The 15,745-nt window shown below is 55.5% G+C and carries 14 protein-coding genes; 6 read left to right on the forward strand and 8 right to left on the reverse strand.

Annotated features, from left to right (window positions below; genetic code table 11):
* Window positions 1–883: MFS transporter (locus FQK12_RS27770; protein WP_261393149.1), on the reverse strand; the 883-nt coding region annotated here is incomplete at its 3' end.
* Window positions 884–1,009: 126 nt separating this feature from the next.
* Here FQK12_RS27770 and FQK12_RS23005 point away from each other — a divergent pair.
* The 5 genes from FQK12_RS23005 to sanA all read left to right on the forward strand — a co-directional run bounded on the left by FQK12_RS23005 (window position 1,010) and on the right by sanA (window position 4,992).
* On the forward strand, window positions 1,010–1,927 hold the full coding sequence (locus tag FQK12_RS23005; RefSeq protein ID WP_004852655.1) for a LysR family transcriptional regulator: 918 nt from the start codon (window positions 1,010–1,012) through the stop codon (window positions 1,925–1,927).
* A 121-nt stretch (window positions 1,928–2,048) separates the two neighbouring features.
* Window positions 2,049–2,447 (forward strand): CidA/LrgA family protein, encoded by a 399-nt coding sequence (locus FQK12_RS23010; protein WP_014230151.1) that lies wholly within the window; start codon window positions 2,049–2,051, stop codon window positions 2,445–2,447.
* The gene (locus FQK12_RS23015) at window positions 2,444–3,139 is read left to right on the forward strand and encodes a CidB/LrgB family autolysis modulator (protein ID WP_004122851.1); all 696 of its coding nucleotides are present in this window, start codon (window positions 2,444–2,446) and stop codon (window positions 3,137–3,139) included. Before FQK12_RS23010 ends, FQK12_RS23015 begins: the two co-directional genes overlap by 4 nt.
* 127 nt (window positions 3,140–3,266) lie before the next feature.
* Complete coding sequence (gene cdd / locus FQK12_RS23020) at window positions 3,267–4,151, forward strand: cytidine deaminase (RefSeq protein WP_014230152.1); 885 nt, start codon at window positions 3,267–3,269, stop codon at window positions 4,149–4,151.
* A 124-nt stretch (window positions 4,152–4,275) separates the two neighbouring features.
* Window positions 4,276–4,992: an outer membrane permeability protein SanA gene (gene sanA / locus FQK12_RS23025; RefSeq protein ID WP_004852661.1), complete on the forward strand. Its 717-nt coding sequence runs from the start codon at window positions 4,276–4,278 to the stop codon at window positions 4,990–4,992.
* Window positions 4,993–5,183: 191 nt separating this feature from the next.
* Here the strand turns inward: sanA and mglC are convergent, their stop codons facing one another.
* The 6 genes from mglC to folE all read right to left on the reverse strand — a co-directional run bounded on the left by mglC (window position 5,184) and on the right by folE (window position 12,157).
* Window positions 5,184–6,194 (reverse strand): galactose/methyl galactoside ABC transporter permease MglC, encoded by a 1,011-nt coding sequence (gene mglC / locus FQK12_RS23030; protein ID WP_004122861.1) that lies wholly within the window; start codon window positions 6,192–6,194, stop codon window positions 5,184–5,186.
* 15 nt (window positions 6,195–6,209) lie between these two features.
* Complete coding sequence (gene mglA, locus FQK12_RS23035) at window positions 6,210–7,730, reverse strand: galactose/methyl galactoside ABC transporter ATP-binding protein MglA (RefSeq protein WP_014230153.1); 1,521 nt, start codon at window positions 7,728–7,730, stop codon at window positions 6,210–6,212.
* A gap of 119 nt (window positions 7,731–7,849) precedes the next feature.
* Window positions 7,850–8,848 (reverse strand): galactose/glucose ABC transporter substrate-binding protein MglB, encoded by a 999-nt coding sequence (gene mglB, locus FQK12_RS23040; protein WP_014230154.1) that lies wholly within the window; start codon window positions 8,846–8,848, stop codon window positions 7,850–7,852.
* Between the two features lie 289 nt (window positions 8,849–9,137).
* A complete protein-coding gene (gene galS / locus FQK12_RS23045) occupies window positions 9,138–10,160 on the reverse strand; it encodes an HTH-type transcriptional regulator GalS (protein WP_014230155.1) in 1,023 nt (340 codons plus the stop codon).
* A gap of 155 nt (window positions 10,161–10,315) precedes the next feature.
* A complete protein-coding gene (gene yeiB, locus FQK12_RS23050; protein ID WP_014230156.1) occupies window positions 10,316–11,473 on the reverse strand; it encodes a DUF418 domain-containing protein YeiB in 1,158 nt (385 codons plus the stop codon).
* A 15-nt stretch (window positions 11,474–11,488) separates the two neighbouring features.
* Window positions 11,489–12,157, reverse strand: a complete 669-nt coding sequence (gene folE / locus FQK12_RS23055; RefSeq protein WP_004103895.1) for a GTP cyclohydrolase I FolE — start codon at window positions 12,155–12,157, stop codon at window positions 11,489–11,491.
* A 368-nt stretch (window positions 12,158–12,525) separates the two neighbouring features.
* Between folE and fghA the strand changes: the two genes are divergently transcribed.
* Window positions 12,526–13,362, forward strand: a complete 837-nt coding sequence (gene fghA, locus FQK12_RS23060) for an S-formylglutathione hydrolase (RefSeq protein ID WP_014230157.1) — start codon at window positions 12,526–12,528, stop codon at window positions 13,360–13,362.
* 119 nt (window positions 13,363–13,481) lie between these two features.
* Here fghA and cirA read toward each other — a convergent pair whose 3' ends face one another.
* Window positions 13,482–15,455 (reverse strand): catecholate siderophore receptor CirA, encoded by a 1,974-nt coding sequence (gene cirA, locus FQK12_RS23065; RefSeq protein ID WP_014230158.1) that lies wholly within the window; start codon window positions 15,453–15,455, stop codon window positions 13,482–13,484.
* Window positions 15,456–15,745: the final 290 nt, after the last annotated feature.

The following is a 15,745-nucleotide window of genomic DNA, read 5'->3' on the forward strand; positions in this document are numbered from 1 at the left end:
TGACCCACGAAGCGTGCTGTAAATCAATCCCCCGGTGGTTAAGCAGCGTCGGCATCCAGCTGGAGAGCAGATAGATAATCAGCAGGCTCATAAAGAACACCACCCATAGCATTAAGGTGATGGCCAGCTGGCGACCGGTGAACAGCTGGCTGATGCTGCCCTTCGCCCCTGCGGCAGGCTCATCAAGCCAGAAATGGGTATCGGTATAGCGTTCGCCGGTTATGGCACTAACGTTTTTGGCAATCACCGCCTGCGGGAGCTGGCGACGGATCTGCCAGCGCGGAGATTCGGGAAGCAGCGGTATCAGCGCCACCGCCAGCAGCAGCGGCAAAACGCCGCCCAGCACCAGAATACCGTGCCAGCCAATCAGCGGGACCAGCTGCGCGCTGACCACGCCGCCGAAGGCCGAGCCGAGGGTGAATCCACAAAACATCAGGGTCACCAGCGCCCCGCGCCGCCGGGCGGGCAGATATTCCGAGGTCATGGTAATGGTATTAGGCATCGCGCCGCCGAGGCCGAGACCGGTCAGAAAACGCAGGAACACCAGCATCTGTAGATCGGGGGCAAACGCGGAAAGCAGGCTGAACAGGCCGAACAGCGCGACGCAGAACTCAATCACCCGTTTGCGGCCAAAGCGGTCGGAGAGCGGACCGCAGAGCAGCGCCCCGGCGGTCAGGCCCAGCAGCCCTGCGCCAAATAGCGGCGCGAGGTCACCGGCGGTTAATTGCCAGTGGCTGCGGATATCCGGCGCAATAAAACCAATCGCGGCGGTATCGAAGCCATCAAGCATCACCACCAGGAAACAGCAGATAATCACGCGCCACTGCCGGGCGCCGACCGGCACAGCGTTGAGTAGTTTTTGTAGTTCAAGTCGTTGAGTCATGATTATGCCTCAGAGCAGGTAGGGGTAGATGTTGTATTTATTTCTTTTATGTTGCGAGTTTGTAACTGTGGCAATGAAATGTACAATGGTATTTCGGGCATAGACATAACCTGGAGGTTATCGCTGATGGCAGACTGGACGCAGAAACTGAAGCTGCACCATTTACAGATGCTGGTGGCGCTGGGGGAGCAAGGCAATCTCACGCAGGTGGCGAAAATGATGAACATTACTCAGCCCGCGCTCTCCAAATGGCTCAGCCAGTTTGAAGACGAAGTCGGCATGGTTTTGTTCGAACGCCACAGCAAAGGTCTGCGCCCGACCGAAGGCGGAAAGCTGCTGCTTCAGCACGCCCAGCGGCTGATTAACGATATGTCGCGTTCGCAGTATGAAATCGAGCGTTTTAAACAGGGAGGACAGGTGGGCAGCCTGATGATCGGCTGTTCGCCGGTGGCGACCGACTGCGTCTCACAGGCGATCCTCGAACTGCTGAAAGAGATGCCGACCCTGCACCTGAATATTGAAGAGAAAGTGATGACGCCGCTGCTTAACGACCTGCTCGCCGGGGTGGTGGATGTCGTCGTCGGGCGCGTCGGCGGGCGGGCGCTGGAGCTGCCGCTGAGCTACCGGGTGCTCTACACCGAACCGGTCTGCTTTGTCGCCCGCCCCGATCACCCGCTGGCCCAGAAATCGCGATTAAGCTGGGCCGACCTCTCTCCTTGGCGCTGGATCGTCTGGCCCACCGGCACGCCAATTCGCCTGAGCATCGACAACGCGCTGGTGGATAACGGCGTGATGCTGCCGGAAAACACCATTGAGTCCGCCTCGATGAACGTCACCAGCAATCTGCTGCAGAGCAGCGATATGGTCTCGATTCTCTCACTGCGCCTGGCACAGCGCTACGCGGCCCAGCACCAGCTGGCGATTCTTAATTTGCCGCGCATTGAACAAAAAGGTAGCGTTGGGGTGTTCTGGCGAAAAAGTGAAGCGCCGTCGCTGGCGCTGAGCCGATTTCTCCATTGCCTGTCCCTGCAATCTTCACTCTGACCGCCGTCCGGTCCGGTGTTCACGGTCTCTATCGCAGGTATGCGCAGAATTCATGATGTGATCGGTAGCACATTTTTGGCTTTAATTGTATGATGAATGCGGTTCATCAAGGGTTATTACCATGAGTAAATCACTGATTATTATCTGGCAGTATCTGCGCGCTTTCGTGCTCATCTACGCCTGCCTGTATGCGGGCATTTTTCTCTCTTCGCTCCTGCCGATCGCGATTCCCGGCAGCATTATTGGCATGTTGATTCTGTTTTTTCTGCTGGCGCTGCAAATCTTGCCTGCACAGTGGGTCAACCCCGGCTGCAACATCCTGATTCGCTATATGGCGCTGCTGTTTGTACCTATTGGCGTCGGCGTCATGCAGTACTGGGATTTACTGCGCGCGCAGTTTGGCCCGGTGGTGGTCTCCTGCGCGATAAGCACGCTGGTGGTCTTTTTAGTGGTCAGCTGGAGTTCACACCTGGTTCACGGTGAGCGCAAAGTGGTTGGGCAAAAAGGAAGTGAAAAATGATCCATGAAATCTGGTGGTCGCTGCCGTTAACCCTGGCCGTCTTTTTCCTTGCCCGCAGGCTGGCGGCGCGGTTTAAATTTCCGCTTCTCAACCCGCTGCTGGTCGCGATGGTGGTGCTGATACCTTTTCTGCTGATTACCGGCATCTCCTACGAGCGCTATTTCCTCGGCAGCAAAATTCTTAACGACCTGCTGCAGCCGGCGGTGGTGGCGTTGGCCTTTCCTTTGTATGAGCAGCTGCACCAAATCCGCGCCCGCTGGAAGTCAATCATCACCATCTGCTTTATCGGCAGCGTGGTGGCGATGGTCACCGGCACTACCGTTGCCCTGATGATGGGCGCAACCCCGCAGATTGCCGCCTCTATTTTGCCGAAATCGGTAACGACGCCGATTGCCATGGCGGTGAGCAGCAGCATTGGCGGGATCCCGGCGATCAGCGCGGTCTGCGTTATTTTCGTCGGCATTCTCGGCGCGGTCTTTGGCCACACCCTGCTGAATGTGATGCGCATCCGCACCAAGGCCTCGCGCGGGCTGTCGATGGGTACCGCATCCCACGCCCTGGGGACCGCCCGCTGCGCTGAGCTCGACTATCAGGAAGGGGCGTTCAGCTCGCTGGCGCTGGTGCTTTGCGGGATTATTACCTCGCTGGTCGCGCCGTTTTTGTTTCCGCTCATTTTAGCGGTGGTGGGTTAAATGTGATTTTAATCACATTTTTAAATGCAACACAGATTAGTTGCAATGACAATGAGATGTTTATCACATATACAGGTTGTAACCACCCGTACACTAGATTTCCATTACATTGTTATGAGGCAACGCCATGCACCCACGTTTTCAAGCTGTTCTTCCCCAACTGGCGGCGGACCTGCAAGCGGCCATCGCCCCGATGCTGGCCGACCCGCATTTCCCGGCCCTGCTGAATGCAGACCAGGTGGCAGCGCTGCAAAGCGCGACGGGGCTGGATGAAGACGCGCTGGCCTTTGCTTTGCTGCCGCTGGCGGCGGCCTGCGCGCGGGCCGATCTGTCGCATTTTAACGTCGGCGCGATTGCCCGCGGCATCAGCGGCACCTGGTACTTCGGCGGCAATATGGAATTTCTCGGCGCCACCATGCAGCAAACCGTGCACGCCGAACAAAGCGCCATCAGCCACGCCTGGCTGCGCGGCGAAAAATCCCTGCGGGCGATTACCGTGAACTACACCCCCTGCGGCCACTGTCGTCAGTTTATGAACGAACTGAACAGCGGCCTGTCGCTGCGCATCCACCTCCCCGGGCGCGAAGCGCATTCGCTGCAGCACTATTTGCCGGACGCTTTCGGCCCGAAAGATCTGGACATAAAAACCCTGCTGATGGATGAGCAGGACCACGGCTTCCCGCTCAGCGGCGACGCGCTGGCTCAGGCGGCGATTCAGGCGGCCAACCGTTGCCATATGCCTTACAGCAACTCACCATCCGGCGTTGCGCTGGAGCTGAAAGACGGTACCCTTTTCACCGGTAGCTATGCCGAAAACGCCGCCTTTAACCCGACGCTGCCCCCGCTGCAGGGTGCGCTGAATCTGCTGAGCCTCAACGGATACGATTACCCGGATATCCAGCGCGCGATCCTGGCCGAGAAGGCCGATGCGGCGCTTATCCAGTGGGACGCCACCGTGGCGACGCTGAAGGCGCTGGGCTGCCATAATATCGATCGCGTACTGTTAGGTTAGTCACATTCTGCGGGCCAAACGGCCCGCGCTGTTGAAAATCCCCGCAATTAAACGACGGTTTCTTGCGCTTGCCCGACGGGTAAAGTAGCCTGAAGCTTCCTTCGTCCACTATTGAGCCAGGTTCATGTTAAAGCGTGTGTTATACAGCCTGTTAGTCCTGTTCGGCTTGCTGCTGTTAACCGTGTTGGGACTCGACCGCTGGATGAGCTGGAAAACCTCTCCCTATATTTACGATGAGCTACAGGACCTGCCCTACCGCCAGGTCGGCGTCGTGCTCGGTACCGCCAAGTACTACCGTACCGGGGTTATCAACCAATATTATCGTTACCGGATTCAGGGCGCGCTGAACGCCTACAACAGCGGCAAGGTGAACTACCTGCTGCTCAGCGGCGATAACGCACTGCAAAGCTATAACGAGCCGATGACCATGCGCCGCGATTTAATTAAAGCCGGCGTCGATCCGGCGGATATTGTGCTGGACTATGCGGGTTTCCGTACGCTCGATTCGATTGTCCGCACCCGTAAAGTCTTCGATACTAACGACTTTATTATTATTACCCAACGCTTCCACTGCGAGCGCGCGCTGTTTATTGCCCTGCATATGGGGATTCAGGCGCAGTGCTACGCGGTGCCGTCGCCGAAGGACATGTGGAGCGTTCGCCTGCGCGAGTTCGGCGCCCGCTTCGGCGCGCTGGCGGATCTCTATATTTTTAAACGCGAACCGCGCTTTTTAGGCCCGCTGATCCCGATTCCCGCGCTGCAGGAAGTTCCCGACGGCGCGCAGTCCTATCCGGCGGTCACGCCGCAGCAGCTGCTGGAGCTGCAGAAAAAAGAGAAGTAAAGCCTCCATAAAGTGAGCGTGATAACTGGCGTCTTATCGAGCGGGAATACTTTTCTGATTACGCGAGTGAGTATCGGGATACTGAGGATAGATACCCTGAATAATTCGAGTGGCAGGAAGGCGGCAAATTATCATCCAGAAAATGCAAAAGGCAGACGCCTGAACTGACGCCTGCCTTCATTCACTACTCGTTACTTCTTCCGCGCATACTTAAGCGAATCCAGCGCCACGGCGAAGATGATAATCGCCCCTTTGATGATGTACTGCCAGTACGGGTTCACGCCGATATAGGTCAGACCGTAGTTGATGACGGTGAAGATTATCACCCCGGTCACCACGCCAAATACGGTACCGACGCCGCCGCTGAACGATACGCCGCCGACCACGCAGGCGGCAATCGCATCCAGTTCATACATAAAGCCAAGGTTGTTGGTCGCCGAACCGATACGTCCGGCTTCCAGCAGCCCGCCGAACGCGTAGAACACGCCGGAGAGCGCATAAATCATCAGCAGGTTCAGGGCGACGTTGACGCCGGAGACCTTCGCCGCTTCCGGGTTACCGCCGATAGCAAAAATGTTTTTACCAAAGCGGGTCTTGTTCCACAGGATCCATACGAAGAATACGGCAATCAGCGCATAGAAGGTGATATACGACAGGCGGAATGAGCCCAGCGCCACAAACCCCTGGGCAAACTGCGAGAAGTGGCTATCGAAGCCGGAAATCGGCGACGCGCCAACAAAGTCGTAATACAGGGAGTTGATACCGTAAACGATGATCATCGTGCCGAGGGTGGTGATAAACGGCGTCACGTTCAGGTAAGCGATGATAATACCGTTGATAAGACCAATGACCGCGCCGATCGCACACACCAGCAGGATAACCAGCGGGATCGGCATCGTGGCCATCTCCGGGAACACCTTATTGGCATTGTCCACCGCCTGCAGCATCGTGGCGGCGATAACCGCCGCCAGGCCGACCTGGCGTCCGGCTGAAAGGTCGGTTCCCTGGGTGACAATAAGTCCGGCCACGCCGAGAGCGATAATAATACGCACCGAAGACTGGGTCAGAATATTACTTAAGTTCAGCAAACTTAAGAAAGTCGGATCCTGGAAAATAATAATGGCCAGCAATACTAAAAGAACCACGTAAATCCCACCTTCTTTCAAATAGGTGAGAAAACTCTTTTTATTTAACGCACTCATGAGGAGCCCCTGATCTTAAAGGTGCAACGACGCAAGACGGAGAATTTCGTTTTGCGTGGTGGTTTTAGTCTCAACAATTCCGGCAACAAGACCATTGCTCATTACCAGAATACGGTCAGTAATACCCAGCAGCTCCGGCATCTCGGAGGAAATAATAATGATTCCTTTGTCTTTTTTTGCCAGCTCGGCGATCAGCTGGTAAATTTCGAACTTCGCCCCAACGTCAATGCCGCGCGTGGGTTCATCGAGCATCAGAATTTCCGGCTGGGTCAATAACCAGCGACCGATAATCACTTTTTGTTGGTTACCACCGGACAGCGAACCAATTTGCGTGTGCTGCCCCGGGGTTTTCACGCGCATCGAATCAATCACCCATTGGGTATCGCTTTTCATGCGTGAATTATCCAGCAATCCGACCTTATTCTTGTATTTCTTAATATTGGAGATCAGCGAGTTAAAACCGATATCCAGGTAGGCATAAATTCCCGTCGAACGGCGCTCTTCGGTCACCAGCGCAAAGCCATGGTTGATGGCTTCATTGGCATTATGGTTATTAATCTTCTTACCGTGCAGCTTGATCGTCCCGCCGGCCTTCTCGCGAATACCAAATAACGTCTCCACGATATCGGTACGTTTCGCGCCAACCAGTCCGGCAATCCCCAGGATTTCGCCTTTGTGCAGATCGAAAGAGACATCGCGAATCGATGGCTGGCGCAGTGAGGTTAAATTGCGCACCTCAAGAATTACCTCACCCGGCTTATTCTCCTTGTTCGGGAAGCGCTGATTGAGGGAGCGGCCCACCATCATCGCGATGATCTTATCCATATCCAGCCCTTCCAGCGGCTGGGTGGCAATCCACTGGCCGTCGCGCAGGATGGTAATTTCATCGCACAGCTGGAAGATCTCTTCCATTTTGTGGGAAATATAGACTATGCCGCAGCCGCGCTCTTTCAGCTTGCGGATAATTTTAAACAGATGGTTGACCTCTTTTTCGGTTAACGAAGAAGTCGGCTCATCCATAATCACAATTTTGGCGTTATAGGAAAATGCCTTCGCAATTTCAATCATCTGCATTTGCGATACCGATAGCGTTCCGACGCGAGCGCGCGGGTCGATATCAATATCCAGCTCATCGAAAATCGCTTTGGTATCACGATACATTTTGTCCTGATCGACAAACATGCCTTTGGTGGGATAACGCCCCAGCCACATGTTGTCCATTACCGAACGTTGCAATACCAGGTTTAATTCCTGATGAACCATTGAAATACCGTTTTCCAGGGCTTCTTTTGCCGAATGGAAATCGATCTCTTGTCCCTGAAAAAGAATACTGCCGGAATCTTTTTGATAGATTCCAAATAGGCATTTTAATAATGTAGATTTGCCCGCGCCGTTCTCCCCCATTAACGCGTGAATAGAGTGGGGACGAACCTTGAGGTTCACATTATCGAGAGCCTTGACGCCAGGAAACGATTTGTTGATGTTGCTCATTTCCAACAAATATTCGCCTGACCGTTCGCTATTATTGCTGACCATAGTTATACCTGGCTGCGTGCGTGCATACCCCAGCCGACGCATTAACGACGAGCCGGGACGAGTTCTGTATCAGGAATAATCGGGCGTACAAGCGCGTACGCCCGCAGCTTATTAAGCGATTACTTACCGATAAATTCGCTCAGATTATCTTTATCAACGCCAACGTACGGTACGCGGACAATCTTATTATCAATTTTCCATTGAGTACCGGCAGCCGGTTCTTTACCATCGGCCAGGTTTTTCGCCAGATCGAAGGTGGCTTTCGCCTGATTGTTGGCATCGTTCAGTACGGTACCCGCCATGGCGCCGGATTTCACCAGCGCCAGCGCTTCAGGCAGCGCATCGACGCCGAATACCGGAATGCTGCTCTTATTGTGCGCTTTCAGCGCTTCTACCGCGCCCATGGCCATCGCATCGTTGTTAGCGATGACGACTTCAATTTTGTTGGCATTCGGGCCAGACAGCCAGGCATCCATCTTATCTTTCGCCTGAGCGGTATCCCACATGGCGGTATCTAACGCCAGTTGCTGAGTTTTGAAGCCTTTATCGTTCAGCTCTTTAATAACGTAGGTGGTACGCGCTTCCGCATCCGGATGGCCCGGCTCGCCCTTCAGCAGGACAAACTGAATCTGGCCGTCTTTATTCAGATCCCAGTTCGGGTTCGCTTTCCAGTGCTTGGCAATCAGGTCACCCTGAATCACGCCGGACTCTTTTGAGTCGGTACCGACGTAGTACGCTTTATCGTAGCTATCCAGCGCCTTGCGGGAAGGTTCTTTGTTAAAGAACACCACCGGCACGTTCTGGCCACGCGCTTTATCGATGACCGTCCCCGCCGCCGCCGGGTCAACCAGGTTAATCGCCAGCGCCTTCACCCCTTTTGCCAGCAGGACGTCAATCTGATCGTTCTGCTTGGACTGGTCATTTTGCGAGTCATTCATCAGCAGCTGAACATCCGGCGCTGATTTGCCATCTTTTTCAATCGCCTTACGCACCACCGACATAAAGTTGTCGTCGTATTTATAAATGGTCACGCCGATACGGGTATCTGCTGCGTGAGCCGCGGCGCCAAATAACATGCTAGCCATTACAGCAGACAGGGTTAACACCTTCTTATTCATGGAATCTCCGGTTTTATTATGCAGGGTCTTTGGTGTGAAAATGGCTGGCGAGCGTTACATTTATGTTACTGCACAGCGACATTCACGACTGTAATTCTGTCTTCCGTGTAGGGTAACGCTCCTGAAAAACGGCTTTATTAATCGTTTAACCGCCGATTACTGCTGTAAAAGTGATTAATCACCGTGACATAGTATGTTCAGACTTGTAAACGCAGCAATCATAGTCAGCTTAATGTTAACAAACTGTGAAATCACTCACATATTGAAAGCGGTTACATCAGGCAGATAATTAGTTAGTGATCGGCCCCACAATTTGCCTCTGCGCCACCGAATGTCGGCGCACCAGCGTCGGCATAAAGCAGTGGCTGGCATCACGATCCAGCTTTCCCGCCGCGCCCTGTAGCGCCAGCTCTGTCGCCAGTTTCGCCATCGACATAATCGGATAACGAACCGTCGTCAGCTGCGGGTCGGTGTAACGGGAAATGGGGATATCATCAAAACCGATCAGCGAAAGATGCTGCGGTACGGCAATGCCGTTATCTTTAAGCGTCGTGAGCGCGCCGGCCGCCATACTGTCGTTGTAGGCGAAAACCGCGCTCAGACCAAGGTTGCGCCCCAGCAGTTCGACCATCGCCGCCTCACCGCCCTGCATATCCGGCGACCCGGATCCCACCCAGCTTTCGGGAGCGACAATGCCGTGTTCATGTAACGCCCTTAACCACCCTTCTCGCCGTAAATCATCATCTTCAATGCCGTGATTGGAAGAGAGGTAGCCGATGCGCTGGTGACCATGATTGAGCAGCATGCGGGTCGCCATCAGCGCGCCGCTGACGTTATCCAGCCCAACGCAGCGGTGGGCGTATCCCGGCACGATGCGGTTAATCAGCACCATTCCCGGCATATGCTCCATAAAATCCCCCAGCTCCGCGTCGCTCAGCGCTTTAGAGTGGACGATCAGCGCTGAACAGCGCTGGCGAATCAGCACCTCAATGGCGTTACGCTCTTTTTCCGCTTCATGATAGCTGTTGCCGATAAGCACATATTTCTGATGCTGCTGGGCGACGGTATCAACCGCTTTGACCAGCGCGCCAAAAAAGGCGTCCGACACGTCCATCACGACCACGCCGATGGTATCGCTGACCTGCGTCGCCAGCGCCTGCGCGTTGGCGTTCGGCCGATAGCCCAACAGCGTTACCGCCTTCATTACCGCTTCTCGCGTATCCGGGCTCACCAGCGCGCTGTTATTCAGCACGCGCGAAACCGTCGCGACGGAAACACCCGCCTGGCGGGCGACATCACGAATGGTGATCATACTCACCGACCTGTAGAGCATTGCAGTACGTCACACTCACCTCCTGTGTTCAGCAAGGAGGCTATTCTGGCAGCGACGTGCCGTACGCTACGTGAGTGAAGTCACAGGGATGGAAACGGTTACATCCATTTTGTTAATGATTGTGATCCAGATCGTTATCTGGATGTATCTTTTAATGATGTCCCCGACGCACGCAGGGTGAATTGACGCCATAGCCACTCAACGGGCCCCTGGCGGAAATGACGTAGCCAAAACCACGAGAAGAGAATATTAACCGCCCATACGGCCGGTACGAAGGCTAACAGCTGTAAGCGGTCATACTTCATAAACAGGCCGAAGCGGTAGAACAGGGTAGTGCAAATCAGGGTCTGCAGCAGATAGTTGGTTAGCGCCATGCGCCCGACGCAGGCAATCGCCCCCACCAGACGACTCTGACACAGCTGCGGCCAGAAGCCCCAGGCCAGCGCCGCGTAGCCGATGGTTTGCAGCGGCGCGCCCAGCTCCCGCGGCGCCTGTAGCAAAAATGCGCACCAGCGGTAGTCCCAGCCAAGATGCCACTGGGCAATAATCGAGGGCAAGTTGACCGCCATTCCGGCCGCAATCAGCAGCCCGCCGGTACGCCGATAGTGGCGAAGGCTGAACTGCCCTTTGAGCCAGCCGCTGCGCATCAGCGCGGCGCCCATCAGCATCATACCGGCCAGCTGCCAGCCGTACTGCGCGCCCAGCGCCAGCAGGTTATCCGACAGCATATCCGCACGATTGCTCACCGCTTCAAAGCCGCCTTTTAGCTTCCAGTACTGCTCGTACTGCAAATTTGCCGCGTCCGGCAGCCACGAACGATTGGGCGTATTGCCGGAAATCAATCCCAGCAATAGCAGTACCGCCACGCCGATAACGTACAGCACCACGCCGGTATTAAACAGCGATTTGACATCGTGCGCGTCGCGCACCATCCGCCAGCCCACCAGCCCGACCAGCGCATAGGCCAGCAGAATATCGCCGTCCCAGAAAAACAGTCCGTGAATAAAGCCAAGCAGCGCCAGCAGCGTCAGGCGCGACTGGATCCAGCGCTTGCCGCGCGGCAGCAGAAGCTGAAGTCCGGCGCCAAACAGCAGGGCGAAGAGGGTCAGGAATTTGACCTGCGCCAGCAGATCGAGAATCGCCCAAGTCCAGGCGTCGCTGGCGGAAATGTTCCCGGACCACGCCGGGTTGAGGTAAGCGGCCTTCGGTAAACCGAAGGCGCTGATATTCAGTAGCAGGATACCGAGGATGGCGACGCCGCGGACAAAGTCCAGCGTGACATTTCTCTCCATGTACCCTGCTCCGTTTTAGTTGTGGTGACGTACGGCGCGCAGGAACTCCTGGCGGGTATTCTGGCTGGATTTAAACAGGCCGCCCAGCGACGTGGTGGTGGTGGCGCTGGTCGCATCGCGAATGCCGCGCGCTTTCACGCAGTAGTGCACCGCATCGATGGAAACCGCGACGTTGCTGGTCCCCAGCAGCGTTTGCAGCGCGGTGAGGATCTGCTGCGTCAGCCGCTCCTGCACCTGCGGACGCTGGGAGAAGAACTGCACGATACGGTTAATTTTCGACAGGCCAATCACCGAATCTTTCGGGATATAGGCCACCGTGGCTTTGCCGTCAATGGTCACAAAATGGTGTTCACAGGTGCTGGTCAGGGTGATATCGCGCACGGTCACCATTTCATCAACCTGCATCTTATTTTCGATGACGGTGATTTTGGGGAACCGGGCGTAGTCCAGTCCGGAGAAGATCTCATCGACGTACATTTTGGCGATGCGATGCGGGGTCTCCATCAGGCTGTCATCACTTAGATCAAGGTTTAACAGCTGCATAATCTCGGTCATGTGTCCGGCGATCAGACGCTTGCGAGTTTCATTATCAATTTCTTGTACTGGCGGACGCAGCGGCGTCTCCAGCCCACGAGCGACCAGCGCTTCATGAACGAGTATGGCTTCTTTACTCAGTGATGACATTTTTGTTCTCCTGCAGGTGTGGCGCTCTTTGCTCTTCTGAGGGCAAAGTTTGTATTCATTGTGCGTGAGGTGACGCACAGAATCCAGTAGCCGCATCGATAATTGTTGAAATTGGCGTCACCTCTCGTTCCACGCCGCCAGACCAGCGCACTACGATGCGTCACGCAACGCCCTGCTCACCTTGCCGCAACCAAGCCAATCGCCGACCCATAGCGCGACGCCTGCCGCTGCGGCAAGGTCAGCATGTTGGTTAAAAGTTGCATTAATGATGCAATACGTTCCGAAAAGGAGGAAGTGAAAGTTACTCACGAGGGCATGAAATATCTGTATTATGGAAAATTACGCCTGAGACACTTAAGGAGCCCTGCATGGAACTGCTCGAAGAGCACCGCTGTTTTGAAGGTCGGCAGCAACGCTGGCGGCACGACTCCGCAACGCTGAACTGCGCAATGACCTTCAGCATCTTTTTACCTCCCGCCGCCGCTGACGCGCCGCCGCCGGTTCTCTACTGGCTCTCCGGCCTGACCTGCAACGATGAAAACTTCACCACCAAAGCGGGCGCTCAGCGCGTCGCCGCCGAACTGGGCATTGCGCTGGTGATGCCGGACACCAGTCCGCGCGGTGATAACGTTGCCGACAATAGCGCTTACGATCTGGGGAAAGGCGCTGGTTTTTATCTCAATGCCACCCAGGCGCCGTGGTCCGCGCATTTCCGCATGTACGATTACCTTCGCGACGAGCTGCCGCAGCTGATTGCCCGCGAGTTTAATCTCAGCGGCCGCTGCGCCATCAGCGGGCATTCCATGGGCGGCCACGGCGCGCTGGTGATGGCGCTGAAGAATCCGGGCCGCTTCGTCAGCGTTTCCGCGTTCGCGCCTATCGTTAACCCGACCCAGGTTCCCTGGGGCAAAAAAGCGTTTACCGCCTATCTGGGAGCGGATAAAGCGGCCTGGCAGGCCTGGGACAGCTGCGCGTTAATGCAGGCCAGCAGCGAGTCAGATGCGATTCCAACCCTGATTGACCAGGGTGACAGCGATACATTCCTCGCCGAACAGCTGCAGCCGGCGGTGCTGGCGGAAACCGCGCGTCAGAAAAGCTGGCCGTTAACCCTGCGTATTCAGCCCGGTTACGATCACAGCTACTACTTTATCGCCTCATTTATTGAGGACCACCTGCGTTTCCATGCCCGACACCTCTTCTCCTGATCCTTCAATGCGTCGTGAATCACCTTCCCGGCGCATTGATGCTTTTCCATCTGGCTTCACCCTGAGCGCCTTTAGCGAGGGCTGGCAGGGAAATCCGCCAGCCCTCTTTTATCGCCCGGTTAGAAGCGGTAATCGACGGCCATAAAGTAGCGGCGGCCTTCTTCCGTATAGCTATAGTCGTCGCGGCTCAGATCCTTATCGCCCACGTTGAGTACCCCGGAGCGCAGCTTGACGTTTTTGGTGACGTTCCAGGCCGCGCCGATATCAAACATGGTGTAGCCGCCGGGCGTTTTGCCCGTCGCGCTGACCGAACGCTGTTCGCCGGTATAGTTGGCGGTGACGTAGAAGGACCAGTCGTCCAGCGGTTTCCAGTCGAGGGTACCGTTAGCGGTATGGAACGGCAGCGTTTGCAGCGGTTTATCGCCGCCGTTACTCAGGTCGCGGCCATCGTTGTAGGTGTAGTTGACCGTCAGCTTCCATTCGTCGCCGAACGGCACCTTCAATTCCGTTTCTACCCCTTTGATACGCGCCTTATTGACGTTGAAGTAGCGGAATACCGGCACACGCTTACCGTTCACGGTTTTCCAGCCGACAAAATTCGGGTAGCCCGGCGCTTCGCTGGCGCTGGAAGTACGCAGGATATCGATCATATCGTCAACGTTATTCTGGAAGGTGGTGACGCTTCCTTCCACGCCTTCAAGCCAGCCTTCTTCACCGCGATAGTAAAGACCCAGTTCGAAGCTTTCGCTGGTTTCCGGTTTCAGATCCGGGTTACCGATAATGCTGCACGAGCCGCGGCAGGAGTTGGTGGTCCAGTCCGGGTTCAGCTGCAGCAGGGATGGCGCTTTAAATGCTGTCGCCCAGCCGCCCTTCACGGTCACGGTATCGGTGGCGTTATACACCAGATAAGCTCGCGGGCTCCAGTGATCGCCATAGGTCTGGTGATCGTCCATACGAATGCCGGTCGTTAAGGCCAGAGGCTCGATTATCCGCCATTCATCTTCGAGGAACAGCGCGTACTGGCTGGCGGAAGTGGATTTACCGCCGCTGCTCAGGTTGACCGGATCTTTCAGCTTATCGTGACGCCATTCGCCGCCGAAGGTCAGCAGCTGGTTGATCATGCCCAGCGGCAGAACGTATTTGCCGTCCACCGAGTTACTCTCAGATGTGATCGTGCCGGCCTGGCCCGGATTTTTATTATCCACTTTCTCGCCGTAGAATTTCAGCTCGCTATTGCCGACATCCCAGCGGCCGTTGTGGCTCAGGGAGTAGTTCTGGCGCTCAAGGCGGTTGCGGTCAAGAGAGTCGGAATCCCGATCCTGGCGATCGAACCCGTAGCCAGCGGTGATGTCCTGATTATCAGTGGGCGTCCAGGCGAATTCGACGTTGCCGTCGCGGCTGGTGAAGCCTTCAATACGCGGCGTTTCGCCAGCTGCGTTGCTGGAAGCCTGCTGATCGTCCTTGGCACGCTTTGCCAGGCTGCCGTAGGCTTTCATCCCCAGCACGCCGTCAATCAGCGGGCCGCTGGTAAAGAACTGACCGTTGTACGTATCGCCGCGATCGCGGTGTTCCTGAATGGTGGTATCCGCGCTGAGGGTGCCCGTCCACTGCTGACCGACTTTTTTGGTGATGATATTGACCACGCCGCCGAGGGCGTCGGAACCATAGAGGGAAGACATCGGCCCGCGCACCACTTCGATACGCTCAATGGCATCAACCGGGATCCAGTTGAGGTCAAAATCGTTGTGGCGGAAAACGGCGTTGCGCGAGTTAACGCGTTTGCCGTCAACGAGGATCAGCGTATAGCCGCTGCTGAGGCCGCGAATGCTCACCCCTTTGCGGTTATCCCCTTCGTTGGTGAGCTGCACGCCCGGCACTTCCCGCAGTACATCCTTCAGGTTTTGTACCGGTCTACGCTGCAGATCCTGTTGGGTGATAACGCTAATACTGGCGGGCGCATCTTTGACGCTCTGTTCAGTTGCCGCAGCGGTGACGACCAGCGTTTCTTCGTTAACGTCGGCGAGCGCCGGAAACGCCAGGGATACGACGGACGCGCATAATCCGGCCCGGACAAAAGGGTTTAGCCTGAACATTCCATATCTCCATGAGGTGTACAACAAAACAAACAAAAAAGGTCCTGCTCACAGGTACTGTCGGCATAGCGCTCTAACGGCGTATGCGCGCAATTTTTTACAGTAGATGTGGCTGGTCGCCCCTTGTCAGTCTGACCCTCTGCAAGATACGGGGATTGGCTTCATCCTGAATTTGGCGGAAATGATAAAGATAATGATTACAATTATCAATAAAATTATGAATAACTGTATCAACATGTAAGAATCGCAGACATAAAAAAAACCCTCTCGATGAAAGGGTTTTATCTTAC

This window comes from Klebsiella sp. ME-303, assembly GCF_007910085.1.
Classification (GTDB): Bacteria; Pseudomonadota; Gammaproteobacteria; order Enterobacterales; family Enterobacteriaceae; genus Klebsiella; species Klebsiella michiganensis.

Excerpts from the sequence above, each read along its gene's own strand:
- FQK12_RS23005 (WP_004852655.1), top strand. The coding sequence starts at position 1,010 with ATGGCAGACTGGACGCAGAAACTGAAGCTGCACCATTTACAGATGCTG.
- FQK12_RS23010 (WP_014230151.1), top strand. The coding sequence starts at position 2,049 with ATGAGTAAATCACTGATTATTATCTGGCAGTATCTGCGCGCTTTCGTG.
- FQK12_RS23015 (WP_004122851.1), top strand. The coding sequence starts at position 2,444 with ATGATCCATGAAATCTGGTGGTCGCTGCCGTTAACCCTGGCCGTCTTT.
- cdd (WP_014230152.1), top strand. The coding sequence starts at position 3,267 with ATGCACCCACGTTTTCAAGCTGTTCTTCCCCAACTGGCGGCGGACCTG.
- sanA (WP_004852661.1), top strand. The coding sequence starts at position 4,276 with ATGTTAAAGCGTGTGTTATACAGCCTGTTAGTCCTGTTCGGCTTGCTG.
- mglC (WP_004122861.1), bottom strand. The coding sequence starts at position 6,194 with ATGAGTGCGTTAAATAAAAAGAGTTTTCTCACCTATTTGAAAGAAGGT.
- mglA (WP_014230153.1), bottom strand. The coding sequence starts at position 7,730 with ATGGTCAGCAATAATAGCGAACGGTCAGGCGAATATTTGTTGGAAATG.
- mglB (WP_014230154.1), bottom strand. The coding sequence starts at position 8,848 with ATGAATAAGAAGGTGTTAACCCTGTCTGCTGTAATGGCTAGCATGTTA.
- galS (WP_014230155.1), bottom strand. The coding sequence starts at position 10,160 with ATGATCACCATTCGTGATGTCGCCCGCCAGGCGGGTGTTTCCGTCGCG.
- yeiB (WP_014230156.1), bottom strand. The coding sequence starts at position 11,473 with ATGGAGAGAAATGTCACGCTGGACTTTGTCCGCGGCGTCGCCATCCTC.
- folE (WP_004103895.1), bottom strand. The coding sequence starts at position 12,157 with ATGTCATCACTGAGTAAAGAAGCCATACTCGTTCATGAAGCGCTGGTC.
- fghA (WP_014230157.1), top strand. The coding sequence starts at position 12,526 with ATGGAACTGCTCGAAGAGCACCGCTGTTTTGAAGGTCGGCAGCAACGC.
- cirA (WP_014230158.1), bottom strand. The coding sequence starts at position 15,455 with ATGTTCAGGCTAAACCCTTTTGTCCGGGCCGGATTATGCGCGTCCGTC.